Genomic DNA, 21,644 nt, shown 5'->3' with positions numbered 1-21,644 from the left:
ACACGCGCCCAGCCGAGTCACCTTGAGGTGAGGACGGATTGGACACGCCGGGCCCGTACTGCCGTAGCTTTCGGAACCGTTGGCTCCGTGTTTTGTGGATGTGAAGAGAGGCTCAGTGGTGAGCGAGCAGAAGAAGGAGAGCGTCCTGGCAGGCTTCAAGGCCTTCCTGATGCGCGGCAACGTGGTCGACCTGGCGGTGGCCGTGGTCATCGGCGCGGCGTTCACGAACATCGTGAACTCCATCGTGAAGGGGATCATCAGCCCATTGGTCGGTGCCGTGGGCACCAAGAACCTGGACGTCTACTCCTCGTGTCTGAAGGACACCTGTGGGGTCAACGCCAAGGGCGAGCCGACCGGCGTGAACATCATGTGGGGTTCGGTGCTGAACGCCACGCTGACCTTCCTGATCACCGCGGCCGTCGTCTACTTCCTGATGGTGCTGCCGATGGCGAAGTACCTGGCCAAGGTCGAGCAGCGCCGCAAGGCCAAGGAGGGCGTGCAGGAGACGATGGAGATCACCGAGCTGGTGGTCCTCAAGGAGATCCGGGACACCCTGGTGGCACAGCGCACGGCGTCCGTCTCCGGTGCGGTCGACGGCCACGGAGCGGGTCATGGGCAGGGTGCGGGTTACGGCCAGGGTCCGGGCTACGCGCAGGGCCCCGGCTACGGCCAGGGTCCGGGCTACGCGCAGGGCCCCGGCTACGGCCAGGGTCCGGGACACGGATAGAGGCGCGACGGCTCGCTCCGAGCCGCCCCGCTCAGACGTGGTGCGGGGGCTTCTCGTCGAGGAAGCGGGCCAGGTCGGCCGCGCTTCCGCCGGCGGGGGGTCGCTCGCCCCATCCCCGGTCGGTGTCGTCCGAGGACTGCCGGTCCAGCGGGTCGTCGAAGTCGAGCCTGGCCTTCGGCTTGGGCTTGGCGGCGGGGGCCGCGGGATCGGGCGCGGACACGGGCGCGTGGTGCGCGTCCTGCGGGTCGGAGGCGGGGGCGGTGCTCATGGCTCCAGAGTACGGCCGTCCCCGCCCCCGCCCCCGCTCAGCTGGGGGCCTCCGCGCCCTTGCGGGCGTAGAACCACCAGCACACGGCGAGGCAGGTGGCGTAGAAGCCGATGAACAGCCACAGCGCGTTGGTCACCGCCATCGCCGCGAACATCGCGGGGATGAAGAAGAAGCCGTAGGCGGCGATCGCCGAGGAGAAGCCGGTGACGGCTCCGGCCTCCATCTCGGACTGCTTCATCGCGGCGTCCTGCGCGGCCGGGCCCTGGCCCTCGGCCGCCCTCATGTGCTGGTCCCGGAAGATCACCGGGATCTGCCGGAAGGTGGAGCCGTTGCCCAGCCCGGAGAAGGCGAAGGCCGCCAGGAAGCCGATGAAGAAGGCCCAGAAGTTGCCCTGGTCGCCGCCCGAGGGCAGGGCGAAGATCACGACCACCAGCGCGGCGGCCATGCCGACGAAGGACAGCATGGTGACCCTGGCGCCGCCCATCTTGTCGGCGAGCCAGCCGCCGGCCCAGCGCATGAGGGCTCCGATGAAGGGGCCGATCCAGGCATAGGTGGTGGCCTGGTAGCCCTGCGTCTCGAAGTTGTTCTTGATCAGGAGCGGCAGCCCCGCCGCGAAGCCGATGAAGGACCCGAAGGTGCCGACGTAGAGCCAGGTCATCAGCCAGTTGTGCTTGCGCTTGAAGATGATCTTCTGCTCGCTGAAAGGGGCCGAGGCCACCTTCAGGTCGTTCATCAGGAACCAGGCGAGCAACGCCATGATGACCAGCAGCGGCACCCAGAGAAAGGCGCCGTTCTGGAGCCAGATGTCGGTGTTCTTCTTCGCGTCGTGCTGGGGCCCGCCCGCCGGCGCGCCCAGTACGGCGGCCGTGACCACCAGCGGGGCGACGAGCTGGACCACGCTGACGCCGAGGTTGCCGAGTCCCCCGTTGAGGCCGTTGGCGCTGCCCTTCTCCCGTTTGGGGAAGAAGAAGCCGATGTTGGCCATGGAGGAGGCGAAGTTCGCGCCGCCGATGCCACAGACGGCCGCGATCAGCACGAGTTCCCAGTACGGGGTCCCGATGTCCTGGAGGGCGAAGCCCAGCCACAGCATCGGTGCGACGAGGATCAGCGTGCTGAAGGCGGTGAACCGCCGCTCGCCGAAGATCGGCCCGATGAAGGTGTACAGGATGCGGAACGTCCCGCCGGTGATGCCGGGGATGGCGGTCAGCCAGAACAGTTGCGACTTGGAGAAGGCGAAGCCGACATCGTTCAGTTTGACGACGGTGACCGACCAGACCTGCCAGACGACGAAGCCGAGCATCAGCGCGGGGATCGAGACCCAGAGGTTGCGCTGGGCGACCTTGTGGCCGGTCGACTGCCAGAACCCCAAGTCCTCAGGCCGCCAGTTGCCGATGGTCGCGCCGGGCTTGTAGGTGTCCGCGCGGTGCGAACGCACCGGGTTCGGGGTGGGCGTGGGTATCGACATGGTCATCGGTCCTTCGGGTCGAGGAGCCACAGGGCGATCACGACGAGGAAGGACAGGACCAGGAATCCCGCTCCCCACCAGGCCGTGCCGGTGTTGCCCTCCATCCACTCGTTGACGGTCACGGTCAGGGCCCAGAGCTGGCCGATCACCACCGTGAGAGCCAGGACGAGCCGGGCGTTGAGCTTCGACGACCGCTCCGGTTCCTGTTCGGTGCCGGCTCCCGGGCCGGGTCCGGTGTGCCGGACCCGGGGGTCGCCGTAGCCGCTGGTGGAGCGGATCTGTGGATAGCGTTCGCGCACCGGCCGGTTGAGCCGGGGCTGGGCGCTGCCCGGGTGGTACTCCGGGCGCGGAGGCGGCTTCGGATCGCTCATGTGCGCCTGCTCTCGGCCGCGCGGACGGTGCCGGGACAGCCCAGCCGCGCGGCGTCCAGCGGATGGTCGTCACCGAACTGCCGGCACAGGGCGTCCTTGGCCGGCTCCCCCGACCGGGCGGTCGCGACGGCCCAGACGCTGCCGTCGGCCTGCTCGGTCAGGAAGACCTTGGGAAGGGGGCGGGGCGGCGGTCCCGCGGTCACCTCGCCGGTGCGGGCGTCGAAGACGCCCTCGTGGCAGGGGCAGTACAGCTCGCCGTCCGGGCCCCGGTCCTCCCGCCACAGCACGCCGCACGCGAGGTGGGTGCAGACGGCGGAGTAGCCGACGAGGCTGCCGTCGCCGAGTCGCACCGCGACGGCCCGGTCGTCGTCGCCGGGGTAGCGGAAGGCCACGGACTGGCCCGGTGCCAGCCGGTCGGTGACCTTCTTGGGCTCGGGCAGCGTCTCGCTGTCGCCGTGCCGGTGCAGGATGCCGGCGGCGACGCCCACGCCTCCGACGGCCAGGCCGCCGGAGACGGTGGCGACGATCCGCAGGTAGTCGCGGCGGGTGGTGAGGGAGTCGGCGCTGATCCGGTCGCGCAGCTGGTCGGCGGCGGCGTCGCCGGAATCCTGCCCGGGTCCGTTTCCGGGAGCGGGCTGTTCGGTCACGCTCATCGGACATCGACTCCATTGATCTCGACGACGGGAAGGCCGCCGGGGACGGGCCACTGGACCTTGTCCGCGGGGACGACCATCGCCACCCCGGTGCTGACCATCACGTCGCCGAAGACGAAGGAGTCCGCGACCTGTACGCCGGGGCGCTCGGCCTGGAGCTCTTCGAGGGTTCCGTAGAAGAGGGCGCCGGTCGGGCAGACCGTGGCGCACATGGGGGCCAGTCCGTAGGCGGTGCGGTCGTAGCAGAGGTTGCACTTCATCTGGAGCTTCGCCTGGAGGTCGATCTTCGGGACTCCGAAGGGGCAGGCGTTGACGCAGTTGCCGCAGCCGATGCAGCGGGTGGTGTCGGCCTGTTGGACCACCCCGTCGGCGGTGACGAGGATCGCGTCGGCCGGACAGACCTCGGCGCAGGGCGCGACCGGGTCCTCGCAGTGCATGCAGACGGTGGGGAGGGAGGCGACGGACATGCCGGGTTCGGTGTAGTCCAGGTGGATCATCGACTTGCCGCGGTGCGAGTCGCACTCGCGGCAGGCGGAGACACAGGCCTGGCAACCGATGCAGCGGCCCGGGTCGATGAAGATCGTGCGTCCCATCATGGCGGGGTCAGCTCCTCTCCGCCGTGCCACGACCCTGGGGGGAGGTGGGAGGCAGGGGGTCGGTGCGGGAGACCTGGGCCTCCGGGTAGGCCTCGCGCCCCGGCGGGACGGGCGGTGCGGGCACCTCGTCGATGCGTTCGGCGGCCTCGATCCGGGCGGCGCAGACCTTGTACTCGGGGATCTTCGAGCGGGGGTCGAGGGCGTCGATGGTCAGGGCGTTGGCGGCCGTGGGCACGGGCCAGTGGTACGGGATGAAGACGGTGTCGGGGCGGATGGCCTCGGTGACCAGGGCCGGGAAGACCTCGCTGCCGCGGCGGGTGACGACGCGTACCGGGTCGCCGGTGCGGAAGCCGTGCGAGGGGTGGACCTCCACCCAGGGGCGGGGGGTCTGCTCGACGAGCGCGCCCAGGCGGCGGGTCTGGTTGCCGGAGAGGAAGTGCGCGACGGTGCGGCCGGTGGTGAGGGAGAGGGGGAACTCCTCGGTGTAGGCGTCCATGGGCGGATGCCATTCCACGACCTGCATGTGGATCTTGCCGTCGGGGTGGTAGGTCCGACCGTCCTCGAACAGTCTCGGGGTGCCCGGGTGTTCGGTGGTGGGGCAGGGCCAGGCGATGCCGCCGGTCTCGTCGAGACGTTCGTAGGTGATGCCGTAGTAGTCGTTGACCGTTCCGGCGGAGGCGACGCGCAGTTCCTCGAAGACCTCGCGGGAGCCGGGGAAGTCGAAGTGGTCCCCCGCTCCGAGGCGCCGGGCGAGTTCGCAGATGACCCAGGTGTCGGTGCGCACGCCGGCGGGGGGTTCCTGGGCCTTGTTGTGCTTGACCACCCGCGCCTCGGCGTTGGCCATCACTCCCTCGTCCTCGGCCCAGGTGGTCACCGGGAAGACGACATGGGCGTTGGCCGCGGTCTCGGAGAGGAAGAAGTCGAACTGGGCGTGGAACTCGGCGGTGTCGTAACCGTCCTTGACGACGGCGTAGTTGGGGAGGGAGACGAAAGGGTTGTTGCAGATGCCGATGAGACCGCGGATCTCCCTCCGCTGCATCTGCCAGACCATCTCCATCATGGAGGTGCCGGCGCCGGGGAGTTCGGACTCCTCGATGCCCCAGATCGCGCAGATCTGCCGGCGGTGTTCCGGGTTGGTGATGGAGCGTCCGCCGGGCAGCAGGTCGGACTTCTGCCCGTGCTCCCGGCCGCCCTGGCCGTTGCCCTGTCCGGTGATGGTGCCGTAGCCGGCGCCGGGCTTGCCGATGTGCCCGGTGGCCACGCACAGGTTGATCACGGACAGGCAGTTCTCCACGCCCTGGGAGTGGTGCTCGATGCCCCGGGCATGCCAGGCCATGGCCTTGTCCGCGCCGGCGAAGACGCGGGCCACCTGGACGATCTGCGCGGCCGGCACCCCGCAGATCTCGGCGGAGCGGGCGGGCGGGTACTCCTGGACGATCGCCTTGACCGCGTCCCAGCCGGTGGTGTGCGCGGCGAGGTAGGCCTCGTCGGTGAGCCCCTCGGCGATGACCACGTGCAGCACGGCGTTGAAGAACGCGGAGTCGGTGCCGGGCTTGAGCGCGACGTGGATGTCGGCGGTGCGGGCGATGGCGGTCTCGCGGGGGTCGATCACGATGAGCGAGGCGCCCCGGTCCCGCGCGCCCCACAGGTACTGGGTCATCACGGGGAAGCACTCCCCCACGTTGGACCCGGCGATGAGGAGGCAGTCGCTGAGCAGGATGTCGGAGAAGGGGTTGCCGGCCCGGTCGATGCCGAAGGCGAGCTTGTTGGCGCCGGCCGCGCTGACCATGCACAGCCGCCCGTTGTAATCGACGTGCTTGGTCTTCAGGGCGACCCTGGCGAACTTGCCGACCAGGTAGGTCTTCTCGGAGAACAGGCTGGCGCCGCCGAGCAGCCCGAAGGCGTCGTTGCCGTGGGCCTGCTGGATGCGGCGGATCTCGGAGACGGTGAAGTCCAGTGCCTCGTCCCAGGAGCACTCCCTGAACTCCTCGTCCCGTGAGCGGCGCATCAGCGGGGCGGTGAGCCGGTCGGGGTGGTTGACCTGCTGGTAGGCGTTGATGCCCTTGGGGCACAGCCGCATCCGGTTGATGTCGTGGTTGCGGGGTTCCACGCCGAAGACCTTGCCGCCCTTGTCGACGCGCAGGTACATCCCGCACTGCACCCCGCAGAAGCAGCAGTGGGTGGGGACGAGGGTCTCGCCGTTCTGGTCGGCGTGCCACCGGTCGGCGGGGATGCCGCCCGCGTCCCGGAAGTTGCGGGTGCCGGGCGGGGAGATCGACGGGTCGAGGGGCACGGGCACGGGCCGCGAAACGGCCTTGGCGGGGTCCGTCGCGGTCACTTGAAGCCCTTCTTGACGTGCGAGAGGTAGGCGTTGCCGCGCAGGACCCGCTTGCAGCGCGGGCAGTACTCGGCCCAGGCGTCGAAGTCGAGCTTCAGGTCACGCATGGTGCCGCGCAGGTTCTCCACGTACGGGGTGGTGTCGACGGGCTCCCCGCAGCGCTTGCAGGCGAAGACCTGGTCGTCCCGGCGGGCGGTGTACTTGAAGAGCTGCATGCCGACGGCGGCGGGGCGCTGGACGATGTGGAAGAACTTCCCGAAGGGGATGTAGATGAGGGTGAAGACGACCGAGACCATGTGCAGGATCGCGAGGAACTCGTAGCCCCCGCCGTGCAGGAAGATCGACGAGAAGGTCAGCAGGAGCCCCGTCACGGAGATCACGATGAGGCAGAGCAGCGGGAGCAGGTCGTAGGCGAACCGTTGTCCCGTCATGGCCCCGCGGTCCTTCATCCGGCGCCACAGGAAGTACGAGGCGCCCGGGATGACCAGGACGGCCGCGATGTCGAGACCGTGGAACATCAGCCAGCCGAGAATGTTCAGCGAGTCGAAGCCGAGGACCTTGATGCCCCAGATCCGCATCTCGTAGCCGGGTCCCGCGCCGCTGTCGGCGGTGAAGGTGAACCAGCCCCAGGTCAGCGGGAAGGTGATCAGCGCGGCGAGGATGCAGCCCCAGAAGATGAGCTGGTGGGCGATCCAGCGGGCGCGCGAGCGGGCACCCAGGAACTTCTGGAAGCCCAGGTAGGTGGCGATCATCCTGGGCAGGGCGGTGGGGGCCTTGCGGAAGTTCTCGGCCGAGAAGAAGCTGCCGAAGCCCTTCCTGAAGAGCCGGCGCGCACCGGGTGCGGAGACCCAGACGGTGTAGCGGTAGGCGACGCCGAAGGCCAGGAAGACGGTGGCGACGGCGTACGGCAGGAGGGCGGAGTCGAAGTCGCGCAGCAGCCGGCTGCCGAGCACGATCGCGAGGACGAGCAGGAGCGATACGACGGTGCCGGCCAGGGTGGCCCGTGCGGTGACGGACCGCCCGGCCGGCGGCGGGTATGTGGGCGCCTCCACCTCGGTCGGCGGAGGCAGCGGCTCTGCGGCGCGTACGTCTGAGGGCTCGGACACAGCCCCACGCTAGGCGGTTCGTGCCGTTTAAGCCCATTCTGTACGGCTTCCTGATGGGCCGTACGGGTGAGGCCTCGTCCGCCGCCGCGACCGTCGGGCCCGCGGACTCACACCGCGGTCAGGCCCCGGGCCGCGAAGATCGCCTTGGCCTCGGCGAGCTGCTCCGCCGTGGGCGAGGGGGTGTCGTGGAGGGTGAACCTCATGTCCAGCGCCTCCCACTTGGCCTCGCCGAGCTTGTGGAAGGGCAGTACGTCGACCCGCGAGACGTTGCCGAGGGAACCGGCGAAGGAGGCGACCCCTTCGACGTTCTCCCTGGCGTCGGTGAGCCCGGGAACCAGGACGAACCGCAGGTGCACCTCCTTGCCGAGGTCGGCGAGGCGTCGGGCGAAGTCCAGGGTCGGCTCCAGGGGACGGCCGGTGACCTTCCGGTAGGTGTCCCGGTTCCAGGACTTGATGTCCAGCAGGACCAGGTCCACGTCCCGCAACAGCGCGTCGGTGGCCCGCGCCCCGAGGAACCCCGAGGTGTCCAGGGCGGTGTGCAGCCCCAGCTCGTTCTTCATCCGGTGCAGCAGCTCCCCCGCGAAGACGGGCTGGAGCAGCGGCTCCCCGCCGGAGACGGTGGCGCCGCCGCCCGAGGCCGCGATGAACCTCGTGTACTTGCGGGCCTCCGCGATGACGTCCTCGGCGGAGGTGCGCTTGCCGTTGCGCATCCGCATGGTGTCCGGGTTGTGGCAGTACACGCAGGTCAGCGGGCAACCGGACAGGAAGGTCACGAACCGGGTGCCGGGGCCGTCGACGCCGGTGGACAGGTCCCAGGAGTGCACCGAACCCTCGGCCGGCCGCTGTGTGGCGGCGGCGGCCGGGGTCCGGCCGGCGGCGGGGCCGCCGGGGCCGATCGGGACGGCGTGGGCGGATCCGACGGGGATGCTCGTACCGAGGAGGACGGTCATGGCAGGTGCTCCGCAATCGGTTGCTGATCTGGTGTCCGGGGGAAGCGCGGTCCGGGGCCGGGGTGAGGGCCCGGCCCCGGGCCGCGCGGTCGGGGGCCGCTCGGTGGCTTAGAGCGAGCCGTGGAAGGTGCGGTTCAGCACGTCGAGCTGCTGGTCACGGGTGAGGCGGACGAAGTTCACCGCGTAGCCGCTGACGCGGATCGTCAGCTGCGGGTAGTTCCCCGGGTGCTCCATGGCGTCGATGAGCGTGTCGCGGTTGAGGACGTTCACGTTCATGTGGAACCCGTCGACGGCCATGTAGCCGTCGAGGACGCCCGCCAGGTTCTTGATCCGCTCCTCGGGGGTGCGTCCCAGCGCGTCGGGGGTGACGGTGTTGGTCAGCGAGATGCCGTCCTCGGCGTCCTCGTACGGGAGCTTCGCGACCGACAGCGCCGAGGTGACGTAGCCGTGGGTGTCGCGGCCGTTCATCGGGTTGGCGCCCGGGGAGAACGGTTCTCCGGCACGGCGTCCGTCCGGCGTGTTGCCGGTCTTCTTGCCGTAGACCACGTTCGAGGTGATGGTCAGCACCGACTGGGTGTGCTCGGCGCCCCGGTACGTCTCGTGCCTGCGCACCTTCCTCATGAACTCCTCGACCAGCCACACCGCGATGTCGTCGACCCGGTCGTCGTTGTTGCCGTAGGCCGGGTAGTCGCCGTCGACGGTGTAGTCGGTGACCAGTCCGCTCTCGTCGCGCACCGCGGTGACCCGGGCGTACTTGATGGCGGCCAGCGAGTCGGCGGCCACCGACAGGCCCGCGATGCCGCAGGCCATGGTGCGGCGCACGTCGCGGTCGTGGAGCGCCATCTCGATGCGCTCGTAGGCGTACTTGTCGTGCATGTAGTGGATGACGTTGAGCGCGTGGACGTAGGTGCTCGCGAGCCATTCCATCTGCTCGTCGAACTTGGCCATGACCTGGTCGTAATCCAGGACCTGGGAGGTGAGCGCCCCGGTCTCCGGGCCGACCTGGGCGCCGGACTTCTCGTCCCGGCCGCCGTTGATCGCGTAGAGGAGGGTCTTGGCGAGGTTCACGCGGGCGCCGAAGAACTGCATCTGCTTGCCGACCGGCATCGCCGAGACGCAGCACGCGATGGCGGTGTCGTCGCCGAAGCGCGGGCGCATCAGCTCGTCGGACTCGTACTGCACCGAGGACGTGTCGATCGAGACGCGTGCGCAGAACTCCTTGAAGCCCTGAGGGAGTCGGGGCGACCAGAAGACCGTCATGTTCGGCTCGGGGGCCGGGCCGAGGTTGTACAGGGTCTGGAGGTAGCGGAAGGAGGACCTGGTGACCAGCGGTCGGCCGTCCTCGCCCATGCCGGCGATCGACTCGGTGACCCAGGTCGGATCGCCGGAGAACAGCTCGTCGTACTCCGGGGTGCGCAGGAAGCGGACGATGCGGAGCTTGATGATGAAGTCGTCGACCAGTTCCTGGGCCTGCTCCTCGGTGAGGACGCCGGCCTCGATGTCGCGCTGGAGGTAGACGTCCACGAAGGTCGAGGTGCGACCCAGTGACATGGCGGCGCCGTTCTGCTCCTTCACGGCGGCGAGGTAGGCGAAGTACAGCCACTGGATGGCCTCGCGGCCGGAGGTGGCCGGGCCCGAGATGTCGTGTCCGTAGGAGGCCGCCATCGCCTTGAGCTCGGCGAGGGCGCGAATCTGCTCGGAGAGTTCCTCGCGCAGGCGGATCGTCTCCTCCAGCGGGCGGTTGCCGGCGGGGAGTTCGTTGAGCTCCTCCTTCTCCTCCTTCTTGAACGCGACGAGACGGTCCACGCCGTAGAGGGCGACGCGACGGTAGTCACCGATGATGCGGCCGCGACCGTAGGCGTCGGGGAGGCCCGTGACGACGCCGGCCTTGCGGGCGGCGCGGATCTCGGGGGTGTAGGCGTCGAAGACACCGGCGTTGTGCGTCTTGCGGTAGTCCGTGAAGACCTTCTCCAGCTCCTCGGAAACGGGGTAGCCGTAGGTCTCCAGGGCGCCGGCGACCATGCGCCAGCCGCCGTACGGCATGATCGCGCGCTTGAGCGGGGCGTCGGTCTGGAGGCCGACGATCAGGTCCTTGTCGCGGTCGATCCAACCGGGGGCGTGGGCGGTGATCGTGGAGGGGATGTCGTGGGCGACGTCGTAGACGCCCTTCTCGCGCTCCTCCGGGAACTTGTCCGTGATCGCCTTCCACACGGCGGTGGTGCGCTCGGTGGGGCCGGCGAGGAAGGAGTCGTCACCCTCGTACGGCGTGTAGTTCTGCTGGATGAAGTCGCGGACGTCGATGGCGTCCCGCCACAGACCGCCCTTGAAGCCGTTCCAGACTTCGGTGTTCCTCGTGGTCTCCGCAGGGGTGGCAGTCATGGCCGGCACCTTCCGAGTCGCCTCATTGCTTGTATCCATTGCACGCCTTGTGATCGATCGTTTGGGGCCGCGATGGTCCCGACCCGAGGCCCGAAAGTCCTGTCGCCTGCCGACACCGCGCCGCCTCACCGGATCTGACCTGCGGGTTCATGGAGGCCCAAAGACCTTTCGGGATTTGTGAAAGCTTTCACAAATAACCGGGCCGGGGGTGCGGCAGGCCCGACGCGGGCAGCTCGCGGTCAGACAATCCGACTCCGGACGCCGCCTGTGGACAGCGCGGAGCACGGCCCGGGCGGCCCCGGCAGCATGAAGGAGTGGTCCGGCGCGGACCACGGAGCGATGAGCGATGGGGGGCGGACATGTCGAACGTGGCGTGTGTGGGCGGGGGTACGAGCCGGATGAGCGCGGGCGTGGGCCGGGTGGCCGTGGGCGTGGGCCGGATGAGCGGGGAGACCCTGGTGGTGGCGGCCTCGGGCGGCGGGGCGGGCCGGCGCCGCCGGCCCGTGCGCTGCGCGGTCGGGGGCGGGGTCCCGGGACCCCGTGCGCCCGGCGCGGCCCGTCCGCGCGGCCATCCGCGACGGAGTCCGGCCCCGCCCGGGCGCGGAACGTCGGGGTGGGGCCGGAGGGGCAGCGAAAGAGACGGCCTAGCTGGGGGCTTCCGCGCCCTTGCGGGCGTAGTACCACCAGGCCACGACCACGCAGCTGGCGTAGAAGCCGACGAATCCCCACATCGCGCTCGTCACCGCGAAGTTGGCGAACATCGCCGGGATGAAGAAGAACCCGTACGCGGCGATGGCCGCGGTGAATCCGGTGACCGCACCGGACTCCATCTCGGCCTGCTTCAGTGCGGCCGCGTGCTCGGGAGTGCCCTCCGTCAGCCCCTTCAGGTGCTGCCCGCGGAAGATCACCGGGATCTGCCGGAAGGTCGACCCGTTGCCGACGCCCGAGAAGAAGAACGCCGCGAGGAAGCAGAGGAAGAAGCCCTGGAAGGAACCCTGGTCGGAGCCGACCGGCAGGAAGGTGATCACTCCGATGATGGAGGCCGCCATGCCCACGAAGGACAGGATCGTCACCCGGGCGCCGCCCAGCTTGTCGGCGATCCATCCACCCGCCCAGCGGGCCAGCGCGCCGAGGGCGGGGCCCATCCAGGCGTAGGTCGCCACCGAGTACGCCGGGAAGGTCGTCTTGATCAGCAGCGGCAGGGCCGCGGCGAAGCCGATGAAGGAGCCGAACGTGCCGACGTAGAGCCAGGTCATCAGCCAGGTGTGCTTGCGCTTGAAGATGATCTTCTGGCGGCTGAAGGGGGTGGAGGCCACCTTCAGGTCGTTCTGACCGAACCAGGCGATCACCGCGAGCACGATCAGGACCGGGACCCACACGAAGGCCGCGTTCTGGAGGTAGATCTCCGAGCCGTTCGCCTTCTTCTGGCCCGCGCCGATCGCCAGGACCGAGGAGGTGATCAGGATCGGGGTCAGCAGCTGGACCACCGACACACCGAGGTTGCCCAGACCGCCGTTGATGCCGGTCGCGTTGCCCTTCTCCTGCTTGGGATAGAAGAAGCCGATGTTGGCCAGGGAGGAGGAGAAGTTCGCTCCGCCGATGCCGCACAGCGCGGCGATGGCGACCATCGTCGTGTACGAGGTGCTCGTGTCCTGGACCGCGAAACCGAGCCAGAGCAGCGGCACGATGAGCACGACGGTCGACAGCGCGGTGAAGCGGCGCTGCCCGATCCTCGGGCCGAGGAAGGTGTAGAAGATCCGGGCGGTACCTCCGGTGATGCCCGGCACCGCGGTCAGCCAGAACAGCTGGGACTGGGAGAAGCCGAAGCCGACGTCCTTGAGGTTGGTCGCCGTGATGCTCCAGACCTGCCAGACCACGAAGGCCACGAGCAGCGCCGGCACCGCGATCCACAGATTGCGGGTGGCCACCTTCTTCCCCGTGGACTGCCAGAAGGACGGGTCCTCCGGCGTCCAGTCGGTGATGGGGCGGCCTGGGCGGTACTGCGCCGGATCCGGCGCCTGCGTACGTCCGGTCGCCGAGCGCGCTTCCTGCGTGGCGATACTCATGGCGTGTCCTGGGTGGTGGGGGCGGGGACCGAAGGAGTCCTGATGGTCCTGACATATCCAGGTTCCGTCGGACCGGGGGGCACGCGTCAGAGGAGAACGCACCGCGGGCGACGGAAGAAGGTCCCCTCCCCCGCAGTGCGTTGGTCGCCCCGCCCGCCGGACCAAGGACCGCACCCCCGCCCCCACCACCGGAAGCGAGGACCGCGGCTCGCCGAGACACGCCTCGATGAAGCCCTCCTCGACGAAGCCCGGGTCACCGAGGCCCTGCTCGCCCGGGCCCGGGGCGACGAGTCCGCCCGGGGTACGCGGGCGCCGCGGGCCGCGCGCCTCGGCTGCCGACCCGCGCCCGGCTGCTGTGCTGGGCTGTATGACGTACGTACCGATGACCGCCCGGAGCCGGGACGAGGACCACCGAGCCGCGACTCCCCTGGAGCTCTTCTTCGACCTGTGCTTCGTGGTCGGCGTGGCGCAGGCCGGCCGCCAACTCGTCCATGCCCTGGCGGAGGGGCACGTGGGCAGCGGCATCACCGGCTACCTCTTCGTGTTCTTCGGGGTGTGGTGGGCCTGGATGAACTTCACCTGGTTCGCCTCCGCCTACGACGTCGACGACATCCCGTACCGGATCGCGACCCTGGTGCAGATCTCCGGGGTGCTCATCTACTCGGCCGGGATCCCGCGCGCCTTCAACGACAACGACTGGACCGTCGCGGTCATCGGCTATCTGGTGATGCGCATCGCGCTGACCTTCCAGTGGCTGCGGGCGGCCGCCGGCGAGCGTGGTCCGGCCCGCCGTTGCGCGATCACCTACGCGGTGGGGCTGCTGATCTGCCAGGTGGGCTGGACGGTGCTGCTCCTGGCCCCCGAGAGCGCCCGGCAGTGGCTGTTCCTGGTCATGGTGGTGGCGGAGTTGGCGGTGCCGGTCATCGCGGAGCACGGTCACCAGACGCCGTGGCACCCGCACCACATCGCGGAGCGGTACGGCCTGTTCACCATCATCGTGCTCGGCGAGACCATCGCCGCCAGCACGGTCGCCGTGCAGTCGGCGATCGACGAACACGAGGCGCTGGGCGAGTTGCTGCCGATCGCGGCGGGCGGTCTGCTGCTGGTCTTCGCCGCCTGGTGGATCTACTTCGCGGTGCCCGTGCACGAGGGGCTGCGCACCAACCGCGATGCCATCCCGTGGGGTTACGGGCACTTCGTGATCCTGGCGTCGGCGGCGGCGATCGGCGCCGGCATCGAGGTGGCGATCGAGCAGGCGGTGGGCAAGGCGCACGTCTCCGACCTGGCGGCGAACCTCGCGGTCGCCGTCCCGGCCGCGCTGTTCCTGCTCTTCGTGTGGTTCCTGCACTCCCGTCACTTCAAGCGGGGCACGGCCCAGCAGCTGGTGCTCCCCATCTCGGCCCTGGCCGTCCTCGTCTGCGCCTGGACCGGCGAGCACGCGGTGCTCTGGATCGGACTGGTGGCGGCCGCCACGGTGGCGGTGGGCGTGACCTTGGCCGAGCGGGCGCGTTCTGGTGCGTGAGAACGGTCGGGGGCGATTCGGCGTGCTGCCGACGAGAAGGAAGAAGGTACGGGCATGACAGTCCCGGCACAGCGATACGAAGGCCGGCCCGGGGCCGAGCTGGCCGATCCGGCCTTCTGGCAGTCGCCCCCGCAGGCCCGGCTGGCGGCCTTCGCCCGGCTGCGGGCACTCGATTCCCCGGTGTACGTGCCCGAGGGCCGGGATCGGGGCCACTGGGCCCTGGTGCGACACGCGGACGTGCAGGAGGCGAGCCGGCTGCCCAAGGTGTTCGCGAGCGCGCCCGGGGTCACGACCCCGGAACCGCCCCGCTGGGTACGGGCCCTGTTCGGGGACTCGATGGTCAACCTGGACGGGCCCGACCACGCGCGGTTGCGCAAGGTCGTGCAGCGGGCCTTCACGCCGCGGCTGTTGGCCGCGGCCGAGGAGGACATCCACGCGGTGGCGGCCAGGATCGTGGACGATGTGCTGGACGAGCGGCCCGACGAGTTCGTCTCGGCGGTGGCCTCCCGGCTTCCGCTGGAGGTCATCTGCAACATGATGGGCATCCCGGAGGCCTACCGGGCCGAGATCGCGGACCGGGTCAACCACGCCTCCGAACACATCGGCGTGGAGCGGGGCCTGACCGCCCGGTTGCGGATGCCGGGGCGCGGTTTGCGCGCGCTGGCCCGGATGCAGCGGATGGTCGCGGGCATCGGGCGGGAACGGCGCAGGAACCCCACCGACGACCTCATCTCGGCGCTGGTCTGCGCGAACGTGGACGGCCAGGCCCTGGGCGCCCGGCAACTCGGCGCGTTCTTCTCGCTGTTGATGGTGGCCGGCGTGGAGACCACCCGGAACGCGATCACGCACGGGCTGACCCTGCTCACCGATTTCCCCAACCAACGCGATCTGCTGCTGTCGGACTTCGAGTCGTACGCCGACGGTGCCGTGGACGAGATGATCCGCCACTCGACGCCGATCATCCAGTTCCGCCGCACGGTGGTGGCCGAACACGACCTGGGCGGGCGCCTGTTCACGCCCGGCGACAAGGTGGTGCTGTACTACGCCTCCGCCAACCGCGACGAGGCGGTCTTCCCCGACCCCGACGCCTTCGACATCACCCGCTCGCCCAATCCGCACCTGGGGTTCGGGGGCGGCGGTCCGCACTTCTGCCTGGGCGCGCATCTGGCCCGGGTGGAGATGAAGTCACTGTTCCGTGAGTTGCTGACCCGGCCGGTGGGGTTGCGCGCCGTGGGCCTGCCCGACCTGGCGGGATCCAACTTCGACAACCGGGTACGTTCGCTCCGCTTCGCCTTCGACCAGCCGTAAGGCTTCACGGGTGGAGGCGGTGACGTGACGGCCACCGCCCCACCACCCCACCCCACCGGCCACCGGCCACCGGCCACCGGCCACCGGCCACCGGCCACCGGCCACCGGCCACCGGGCAGGCTGGGGGCCCGGCGGCCGGAGTGTGGGGGTGTGACGCCGGCGCCGTGTCAGCCGCGCAGGCTCTGCACCGTGAGCACGCAGTGGGCGCTGCTGGTCAGCACTTCCTCGTCGCCCGCGAAGGCCTGGAGCACCTCTGCGGAGACCGGCTGCCCGGGGACGGCCTCGGGCCAGGCGCGCGTGGCGAACAGGAAGTAGGCCTGCCCGCTCTCGCGGGCGGCGACGACCCACTCCGGCGGGGCGGTGCAGGTGGCGTTGAGCCCGGGCAGGGTCAGCGCGATCTGGTGGTCGGCCAGCAGGATCTTCACCGGGAAGGTGGCCGCCTTGAGGGTGCCGTCCATGACCACGTCCCCGATCGGCAGGCCGATCTCCTCCAGGAGACCTCGGGCGGCCGCCTCGCCGGCCTCCTTGCCGCCCGGGCCGTCGCCCAGGGTGTAGGCGAGGAGGTAGGGGATGTCGTGACCCTCGGAGGGGTCACCGATCCAGGCGAGCACGGAAAGGGTGCCGAGCTGGGACCGGTCGATTTCGGCTTGGGTGGAAGTCATGCGCCGCACCTTAGTGCGCTGCCGACCACCCCCTCGCGGCCTTTCACCCGAGCGGGCTATACGGCCCAGAATCCCCCTCCGGAATTCGTCTGCGTGTTCGCGTCCTGGTACTGGAGCCGCACGATGCGCGCGCTTTCCGGAATTTCGAACACCACCCATCCCTCGGCCCGCTCACCGACCTCCAGGGAATCGAAGACGAGGGGTTTGCCGGTTGTCAGTTCACCGGTCGGCACGATCGCGTGGCGCTCTCCCGCGCCGTCGTACGCCCACATGCTCCCGAGAGCCCCGTACGAGGCTCCCCCCACGTTGACGAACGACATCGAGGCGGCCACCCAGCGCTTCCCGGCGACCGGTGCGAAGTTCTTCTCGACGCTGACGGCCGGGTCCACGTACGCGTTGAGCACCACCTGGAGGTGCTGTCCGACCTGCCGGCCCGGCACCCGTACGGAGTCACCCACACGGGCGTCCTTCGCGGTCGCGGGCACCACCGCCGGGGCCGGCGCCGCCGGGTCGCCGTCGGATCCCGGCACCCCGTCGTCCACCGGGACGGCGGGGACCGCCGCAGGGGCCACGGCGGCCCCCTCGGACACGCTCTGGCAGGCGGTGGCGCCCATCAGCAAGAGGGGTAGGAGGGCGGCGGCGGCGAGGACGGAAGCGGGCTGACGCATGCGGGATCCCTTCGGGGATCTTCGGGGCGGGGAAGCATTCCGGTCAGTTTCACGCGCCCGAGCGGGCAATTGCACACACCGACACGAGTCCGCGAAGCGAGTTGACCTGCCAACTGCCAGCAGAATGCTTCCGGCAGTACCCCGCCACCCGTTTCCCACTGGAGGAAAAATGGTCATGTCCGGCCGCCGAATGGCCCTCGCGGCGTTCTCCGCACTGGCCGCCGTCTCGGTATTCACCGCTCCGGCGAACGCCACTGTTTTCAACCAGGAGATTTCCGTACAGCCTTACGCCCACATCACCGAGGACGGCTCCGTCACCCTTTCCGGGACCTACCTGTGCGAGGGCTCGTCACCCAGGGGGGCGGTCCAGGTGAAGGCGACCGTCGTCCAGGAGGGGCTCCGTCTCACCGTCGCCGCCGGCGACGCCCGTTGCGACGGCGAGCGGCACCGCTGGGAGGCGCGCGGCTCCGTTCGCTTCACCCCGAGCCTGCACGCCGGTCGCGCCGAGGCCGTGGCGCAGCTCCAGGAGGTCCACTTCTCCGGGCTGATGCCGCGCTCGATCGACACGCTCGCCGAGGACGGCAAGAACATCGAGGTGTTCGACCACCGGTGATCCCGGCGCGGCCCCCGACGCCGTCCGGTCCGGTAGCCGCCGCTACCGGATCCCCGCCGTCAACGGCACTCCGGTGCGACACCGGTCATCGACATGAACGCCACGGTCTGACACCCGGGATCCGAGTGCGGGCGCCCCGTCGTCCAGTCCACGGCCTTCGGCACCCCGGCCACCAGCAGGAGCAGGGCCAGGATGCCCGTCACCGCGCCCCTGTTCAGGCGGCGCACAGCAGAATCCGTTCCATGGCGGCATCATCGCGCCCCCTCCGGCAACCCACAACTCGGGGTGACCGTCCGCTCACTCCGCGCTCCGCCGCACGCCCCCGGCGTCGAACTCGCACCAGACGGCCTTTCCGTCGCCCCGGGACTCCACTCCCCAGTGCGTGGCCAGCGCGTCCACCAGCAGCAGCCCGCGCCCCGTGGTGGCCGACTCCCCCGGGGTGCGCCGGCGGGGCCACACGCTGGAGCGGTCCTTGACCCACAGCCGGATCCGCCGCACCGGTTCCGGCAGCACCTCCATGGTCAGCACCGCTCCGCCGTCCGTGTGCAGCAGGGCGTTGACGAGCAGTTCGCCCGCGGCCAGCTCCACGTCGTCGGCGAGTTCCGCCATGCCCCAGTCGCGCAGCGCCTGCCGCAGGGCGTAGCGGGCCTCCGAGAGGCCCTCGGGGTCGGCCTGGTGGATGTACTGGTGGATGCGGGGCGCCCGGTGCGTGCCCGGGTCGGGAGCCCGGCGCAGCACCAGCAGGGCCACGTCGTCGCCGGAGCCCCAGCGTTCCCAGAGCCGGTCGGAGAGGTGGTCGGCGAGCGCCCCGGCCTCCTGGGGGCCGCTGCGGACGGCGTGGGCCAGCGCCTCCATGCCCTGGGTGATGGCGGTGCCCGGTTCCTCCACGAGCCCGTCGGTGCACAGCACGAGGGTCTCTCCGGGCACCAGGTCCAGCCGGGTCTCGGGGAACTCCTCCCGCTCGAAGATCGAGGCGAGTCCGAGGGGCAGGCCGCCGCGCACGTTGGGCCAGCCCGTTCGGCCGTCCGTGTGGCGGATCAGCGGTCCGAGGTGGCCCGCGCGGACGGCGCGTACCCCTCCGGTCTCCAGGTCCACCTGCGCGTACATGCAGGTCGCGAAGCGTTCGGTGTCGAGTTCGGCGAGGAAGCGGGAGGCCCGGGCCAGCACGGTGGACGGCGGGTGCCCCTCCCCCGCGTAGGCGCGCAGGGCGATGCGCAGTTGGCCCATGATGGCGGCGGCGTGGGTGTCGTGGCCCTGGACGTCGCCCACGACGATGCCGACCCGGTCGCGGGGCAGCGCGATCACGTCGTACCAGTCGCCGCCGACCTCGCGCCCGCTCCAGGCGGCGTGGTAGCGGACCGCGATCTCGCCGCCGGTGATCTCGGGGATCCGGCGCGGCAGCATCGACGCCTGGAGACCGGTGGCGAACTCCCGTTCCTGGTCGAAGAGCAGGGCTCGCTGAAGCGACTGGGCCACGATGCCGGCCAGGCCCAGGCAGAGGTTGCGTTCCTCGGGGCTGAACTCGCTGAGCCGCTTGTAGAAGAGGACCAGTCCGCCGATGGCCTTGGCCTGCGCGATCAGCGGCAGGTAGGCGGCCGCGTCGTAGCGGATCCGGTTCAGGTAGTCCGTGAACATCGGGAACTCGGCCGCCAGCTCGGACAGCGAGGTGACGAACCGGGCCTTGCGGCTGAGGACCGCCTGCGACAGCGGCAGCGAACCGTCCAGCCGGGTGAATCTGCGCTCGTTGAGGATCTCCAGGGACTCCCCGCTCAACGCGATGATCTTGATGGCGCCGTTCTCCACGAGCCCGAGGGCGAGCCCGTCCGCGCCGAGCCGTTCCAAGGCTCCCGTGCCCGTCAGGGTGGCCGTCACGTCGTCCACGGTCACGGCCCGCGACAGGGCCTCGGTGGTCCGCTGCACGATGGTGGCCTGCTGGGCGCGGGCCGACTCCAGCTTCCGCAGCACCGTGAGGTGGGCCAGCTCGGCCGTCGCGTCCCGGACGATGCCGACGATCCGCAGGGGGTGGCCGTCGGGGGCGCGCAGCACCCTCCCCTGGATGTGGGTCCACTGGTCGCGGCCGTCGCGCCGGCGCACGGTGAAGTAGGAGCCGTACGTCTCCTCACCGCTGTCGAGCACCCCGCCCACGGTGTCCGCGAGCCGCGCGCTGTCGTCGGCCGGAACCCGCAGCCCCAGGCCTTCCGGGGTGTGGTCGAACTCCTCCGGCTCCAGGTCGAAGACGACCAGGCCGGCCTCGTCGAGCGACACCGTCCCCGCGCCGAGGTCCCAGTCGTAGCTGCCCATGCCGTTCAGCGCGAGCCGCTCCCCGGCTCCGGTCACGGGCATGCCGCCGTCCGGCGCGGGTCTGTCGGGTCGCTCCGCCGCTGCCACGCGTCACACCACCTAACGGCCGGGCCAGCACGGCTGGGAGATCAGCCGCTCCCACTCTTCGTCAGGATGCCCCGGAAGGGTGCGTCCGGCCTCTCGCCAGCGCTTCAGGAGGGAGAGGTAGATCGTGGACTGGTCGCCGGGGCCGAAGGATCCGCCCTTGGGCCGGCCCGGCGGCTGTTCCGCACGGCTGGCGGGGATGCGTACCCAGCCACGGCCGCCCTGTGCTCGCTCCGCGCCCATCGCGACCCCTCTCGCCTCTGACCGTGTACACGTCTCACCGCGGATACGTCTCGGGGTGCCCGGCGGCGGCCCGGTCGGGCCGGTCGCCGGCGGCGGAACCCGGCAGTCGGCCCCGGGCGCCGAGCCTCCCCAGGACTCCCTTCACCAGTCTCCCCGCCGTGAAGCCCGCACCGTGCACGAATCGCATGGAAGGGCCGAATGAGGGAGCCGTGAGCAGGCCCGCGAAGAACAGCCCGGGCCACGACGATTCGAAGCCCGCGCTCAGCTCGGGCGTCCCGCCGCCGCCCACGGTGCGCAGCGCGGTCCGCAGCCCGACGTCGAGGAGTTCCAGTCGGCGCAGGTCGGGGGCGAATCCGGTGGCCGCGATAACGTGCGAGGTGTCCAGGACGACGGACTCCCCGGTCGCGGAGGTCAGCTGGAGGCGGGTGTGGTCGCCCGCCGCCACCGCCCGGTGCAGGTGGTGGCCGAGCAGCACCGGTACCCGCTGTTCGAAGCGGTCCCGCAGCCACCAGGCACCGGCGGGCCCCAGCGCCGTGGTGGCGATGCGTTCCCGGGTCGCCGCGGGCAGCCGACGCACCGCCCACGGCAGTTCCGACCACACCCAACTGCGCCATCCGGTGCCCAGCCCGCTGTGCGGGTCGCGCAGGGCCCGCAGCGGGGACCGTTCCAGGGGCTGCGGGACGGTGTTCCAGTTCAGTCGGGGCCGCCGGGCCACCAGGCACGGTCGCGCCCCGGCCTCCGCCAGCAGGGCCGCGGTCTCCAGGGCCGCCTGCCCGGCCCCGAGCACCGCGACCTCCCGGCCGGCGAACCGGGCCAGGTCGCGGTGGCCGCTGCTGTGCGAGTAGTGGCCGGGCGGCAGGTCCCGCAGTACCGCGGGGAAGTTCACGAACGGCATCACCCCCACCGCCAGGGCGACGGTACGGGCGAACAGCGGCGGCCCCTGCGCGGTCCTGATCCGGAAGCCGCCCCCCTGCGGGGTCAGCTCGGTGACCGTCACCTCCTCCACCTCGGGCGCGGCCCGCCCCGCGAACCAGAGCCCGTACGCGCTGAAGGTGCCGATCGGCAGCGGCCCGCCGTGTTCGGCCCGCACGCCCAGGCCGGCGCAGTAGTCGGCGAGGGTGTGCCGTCCGCCGGGCGCGGACAGGTTGGACGACCAGGGCTCCGACTTCAGGTACATCCCCTCGGGCATGTGGTCCCGCCAGGACGCCATGGGCCGCCCCAGCACCCGCACACGGAGCCCGGCCGCCGCGGCGTGCGCGGCGATCGACAGCCCGTACGGCCCCGCGCCGACCACGACGAGGTCGTCCATTCGTGTCATCGCTGT

20 protein-coding genes are annotated in these 21,644 nt (G+C 70.6%); 4 read left to right on the top strand and 16 right to left on the bottom strand.

The window, feature by feature from the left end; translation table 11 throughout:
- Positions 1-118: 118 nt before the first annotated feature.
- Positions 119-727 (top strand): large conductance mechanosensitive channel protein MscL, encoded by a 609-nt coding sequence (gene mscL, locus OG906_RS20030; protein ID WP_329444624.1) that lies wholly within the window; start codon positions 119-121, stop codon positions 725-727.
- Between the two features lie 31 nt (positions 728-758).
- On the opposite strand, the gene OG906_RS20025 is transcribed toward mscL, so the two are convergent.
- The 10 genes from OG906_RS20025 to OG906_RS19980 all read right to left on the bottom strand — a co-directional run bounded on the left by OG906_RS20025 (position 759) and on the right by OG906_RS19980 (position 12,919).
- The gene (locus OG906_RS20025) at positions 759-995 is read right to left on the bottom strand and encodes a hypothetical protein (protein WP_267799998.1); all 237 of its coding nucleotides are present in this window, start codon (positions 993-995) and stop codon (positions 759-761) included.
- A 37-nt stretch (positions 996-1,032) separates the two neighbouring features.
- Positions 1,033-2,460, bottom strand: a complete 1,428-nt coding sequence (locus tag OG906_RS20020) for a NarK family nitrate/nitrite MFS transporter (RefSeq protein ID WP_329444622.1) — start codon at positions 2,458-2,460, stop codon at positions 1,033-1,035.
- 2 nt (positions 2,461-2,462) lie between these two features.
- Positions 2,463-2,831, bottom strand: coding sequence for a hypothetical protein (locus OG906_RS20015; protein WP_329444620.1), 369 nt, complete (start codon positions 2,829-2,831; stop codon positions 2,463-2,465).
- Positions 2,828-3,484, bottom strand: coding sequence for a QcrA and Rieske domain-containing protein (locus tag OG906_RS20010; protein ID WP_329444618.1), 657 nt, complete (start codon positions 3,482-3,484; stop codon positions 2,828-2,830). The genes OG906_RS20015 and OG906_RS20010 overlap by 4 nt, the downstream gene beginning before the upstream one ends.
- Positions 3,481-4,080, bottom strand: a complete 600-nt coding sequence (locus tag OG906_RS20005; protein WP_329444615.1) for a 4Fe-4S dicluster domain-containing protein — start codon at positions 4,078-4,080, stop codon at positions 3,481-3,483. Before OG906_RS20005 ends, OG906_RS20010 begins: the two co-directional genes overlap by 4 nt.
- 7 nt (positions 4,081-4,087) lie before the next feature.
- Positions 4,088-6,418 (bottom strand): molybdopterin oxidoreductase family protein, encoded by a 2,331-nt coding sequence (locus tag OG906_RS20000; protein WP_329444614.1) that lies wholly within the window; start codon positions 6,416-6,418, stop codon positions 4,088-4,090.
- A complete protein-coding gene (locus OG906_RS19995; protein WP_329444612.1) occupies positions 6,415-7,524 on the bottom strand; it encodes an MFS transporter in 1,110 nt (369 codons plus the stop codon). Before OG906_RS19995 ends, OG906_RS20000 begins: the two co-directional genes overlap by 4 nt.
- Positions 7,525-7,631: 107 nt before the next feature.
- Positions 7,632-8,474, bottom strand: coding sequence for a pyruvate formate-lyase-activating protein (pflA, locus tag OG906_RS19990; RefSeq protein WP_329444610.1), 843 nt, complete (start codon positions 8,472-8,474; stop codon positions 7,632-7,634).
- Between the two features lie 108 nt (positions 8,475-8,582).
- Entirely contained in the window at positions 8,583-10,853 is a 2,271-nt protein-coding gene (gene pflB / locus OG906_RS19985) for a formate C-acetyltransferase (protein WP_329444608.1), read from the bottom strand.
- 644 nt (positions 10,854-11,497) lie between these two features.
- Positions 11,498-12,919: a NarK family nitrate/nitrite MFS transporter gene (locus OG906_RS19980; RefSeq protein WP_329444606.1), complete on the bottom strand. Its 1,422-nt coding sequence runs from the start codon at positions 12,917-12,919 to the stop codon at positions 11,498-11,500.
- Between the two features lie 367 nt (positions 12,920-13,286).
- On the opposite strand from OG906_RS19980, the gene OG906_RS19975 reads away from it, so the two are divergent.
- Both OG906_RS19975 and OG906_RS19970 read left to right on the top strand, forming a co-directional pair.
- Positions 13,287-14,441: a low temperature requirement protein A gene (locus OG906_RS19975; RefSeq protein WP_329444604.1), complete on the top strand. Its 1,155-nt coding sequence runs from the start codon at positions 13,287-13,289 to the stop codon at positions 14,439-14,441.
- A 54-nt stretch (positions 14,442-14,495) separates the two neighbouring features.
- Positions 14,496-15,749 carry a cytochrome P450 gene (locus OG906_RS19970; protein ID WP_329444602.1) on the top strand — a complete coding sequence of 418 codons (1,254 nt, stop codon included), beginning with the start codon at positions 14,496-14,498 and terminating at the stop codon, positions 15,747-15,749.
- A gap of 167 nt (positions 15,750-15,916) precedes the next feature.
- Here the strand turns inward: OG906_RS19970 and OG906_RS19965 are convergent, their stop codons facing one another.
- The gene (locus OG906_RS19965) at positions 15,917-16,411 is read right to left on the bottom strand and encodes a DUF5949 family protein (RefSeq protein ID WP_267799994.1); all 495 of its coding nucleotides are present in this window, start codon (positions 16,409-16,411) and stop codon (positions 15,917-15,919) included.
- A 56-nt stretch (positions 16,412-16,467) separates the two neighbouring features.
- Positions 16,468-17,079 carry a DUF4352 domain-containing protein gene (locus OG906_RS19960; RefSeq protein WP_329444599.1) on the bottom strand — a complete coding sequence of 204 codons (612 nt, stop codon included), beginning with the start codon at positions 17,077-17,079 and terminating at the stop codon, positions 16,468-16,470.
- A 175-nt stretch (positions 17,080-17,254) separates the two neighbouring features.
- Between OG906_RS19960 and OG906_RS19955 the strand changes: the two genes are divergently transcribed.
- On the top strand, positions 17,255-17,692 hold the full coding sequence (locus tag OG906_RS19955; RefSeq protein ID WP_329444597.1) for a DUF6299 family protein: 438 nt from the start codon (positions 17,255-17,257) through the stop codon (positions 17,690-17,692).
- A 59-nt stretch (positions 17,693-17,751) separates the two neighbouring features.
- On the opposite strand, the gene OG906_RS19950 is transcribed toward OG906_RS19955, so the two are convergent.
- From OG906_RS19950 to OG906_RS19935, 4 genes are all read right to left on the bottom strand, one after another.
- Complete coding sequence (locus OG906_RS19950) at positions 17,752-17,919, bottom strand: hypothetical protein (protein WP_267799991.1); 168 nt, start codon at positions 17,917-17,919, stop codon at positions 17,752-17,754.
- A 70-nt stretch (positions 17,920-17,989) separates the two neighbouring features.
- Complete coding sequence (locus tag OG906_RS19945; RefSeq protein ID WP_329444595.1) at positions 17,990-20,035, bottom strand: SpoIIE family protein phosphatase; 2,046 nt, start codon at positions 20,033-20,035, stop codon at positions 17,990-17,992.
- Between the two features lie 57 nt (positions 20,036-20,092).
- Complete coding sequence (locus OG906_RS19940) at positions 20,093-20,320, bottom strand: hypothetical protein (RefSeq protein WP_267827425.1); 228 nt, start codon at positions 20,318-20,320, stop codon at positions 20,093-20,095.
- A gap of 34 nt (positions 20,321-20,354) precedes the next feature.
- Positions 20,355-21,629, bottom strand: coding sequence for an NAD(P)-binding domain-containing protein (locus OG906_RS19935; RefSeq protein ID WP_329448069.1), 1,275 nt, complete (start codon positions 21,627-21,629; stop codon positions 20,355-20,357).
- Positions 21,630-21,644: the final 15 nt, after the last annotated feature.

The organism is Streptomyces sp. NBC_01426, assembly GCF_036231985.1.
In the GTDB taxonomy this organism is placed as follows: Bacteria; Actinomycetota; Actinomycetes; order Streptomycetales; family Streptomycetaceae; genus Streptomyces.
The sequence above is the reverse complement of the archived record's forward strand: the minus strand, read 5'-3'. Positions and strand labels throughout refer to the sequence as shown.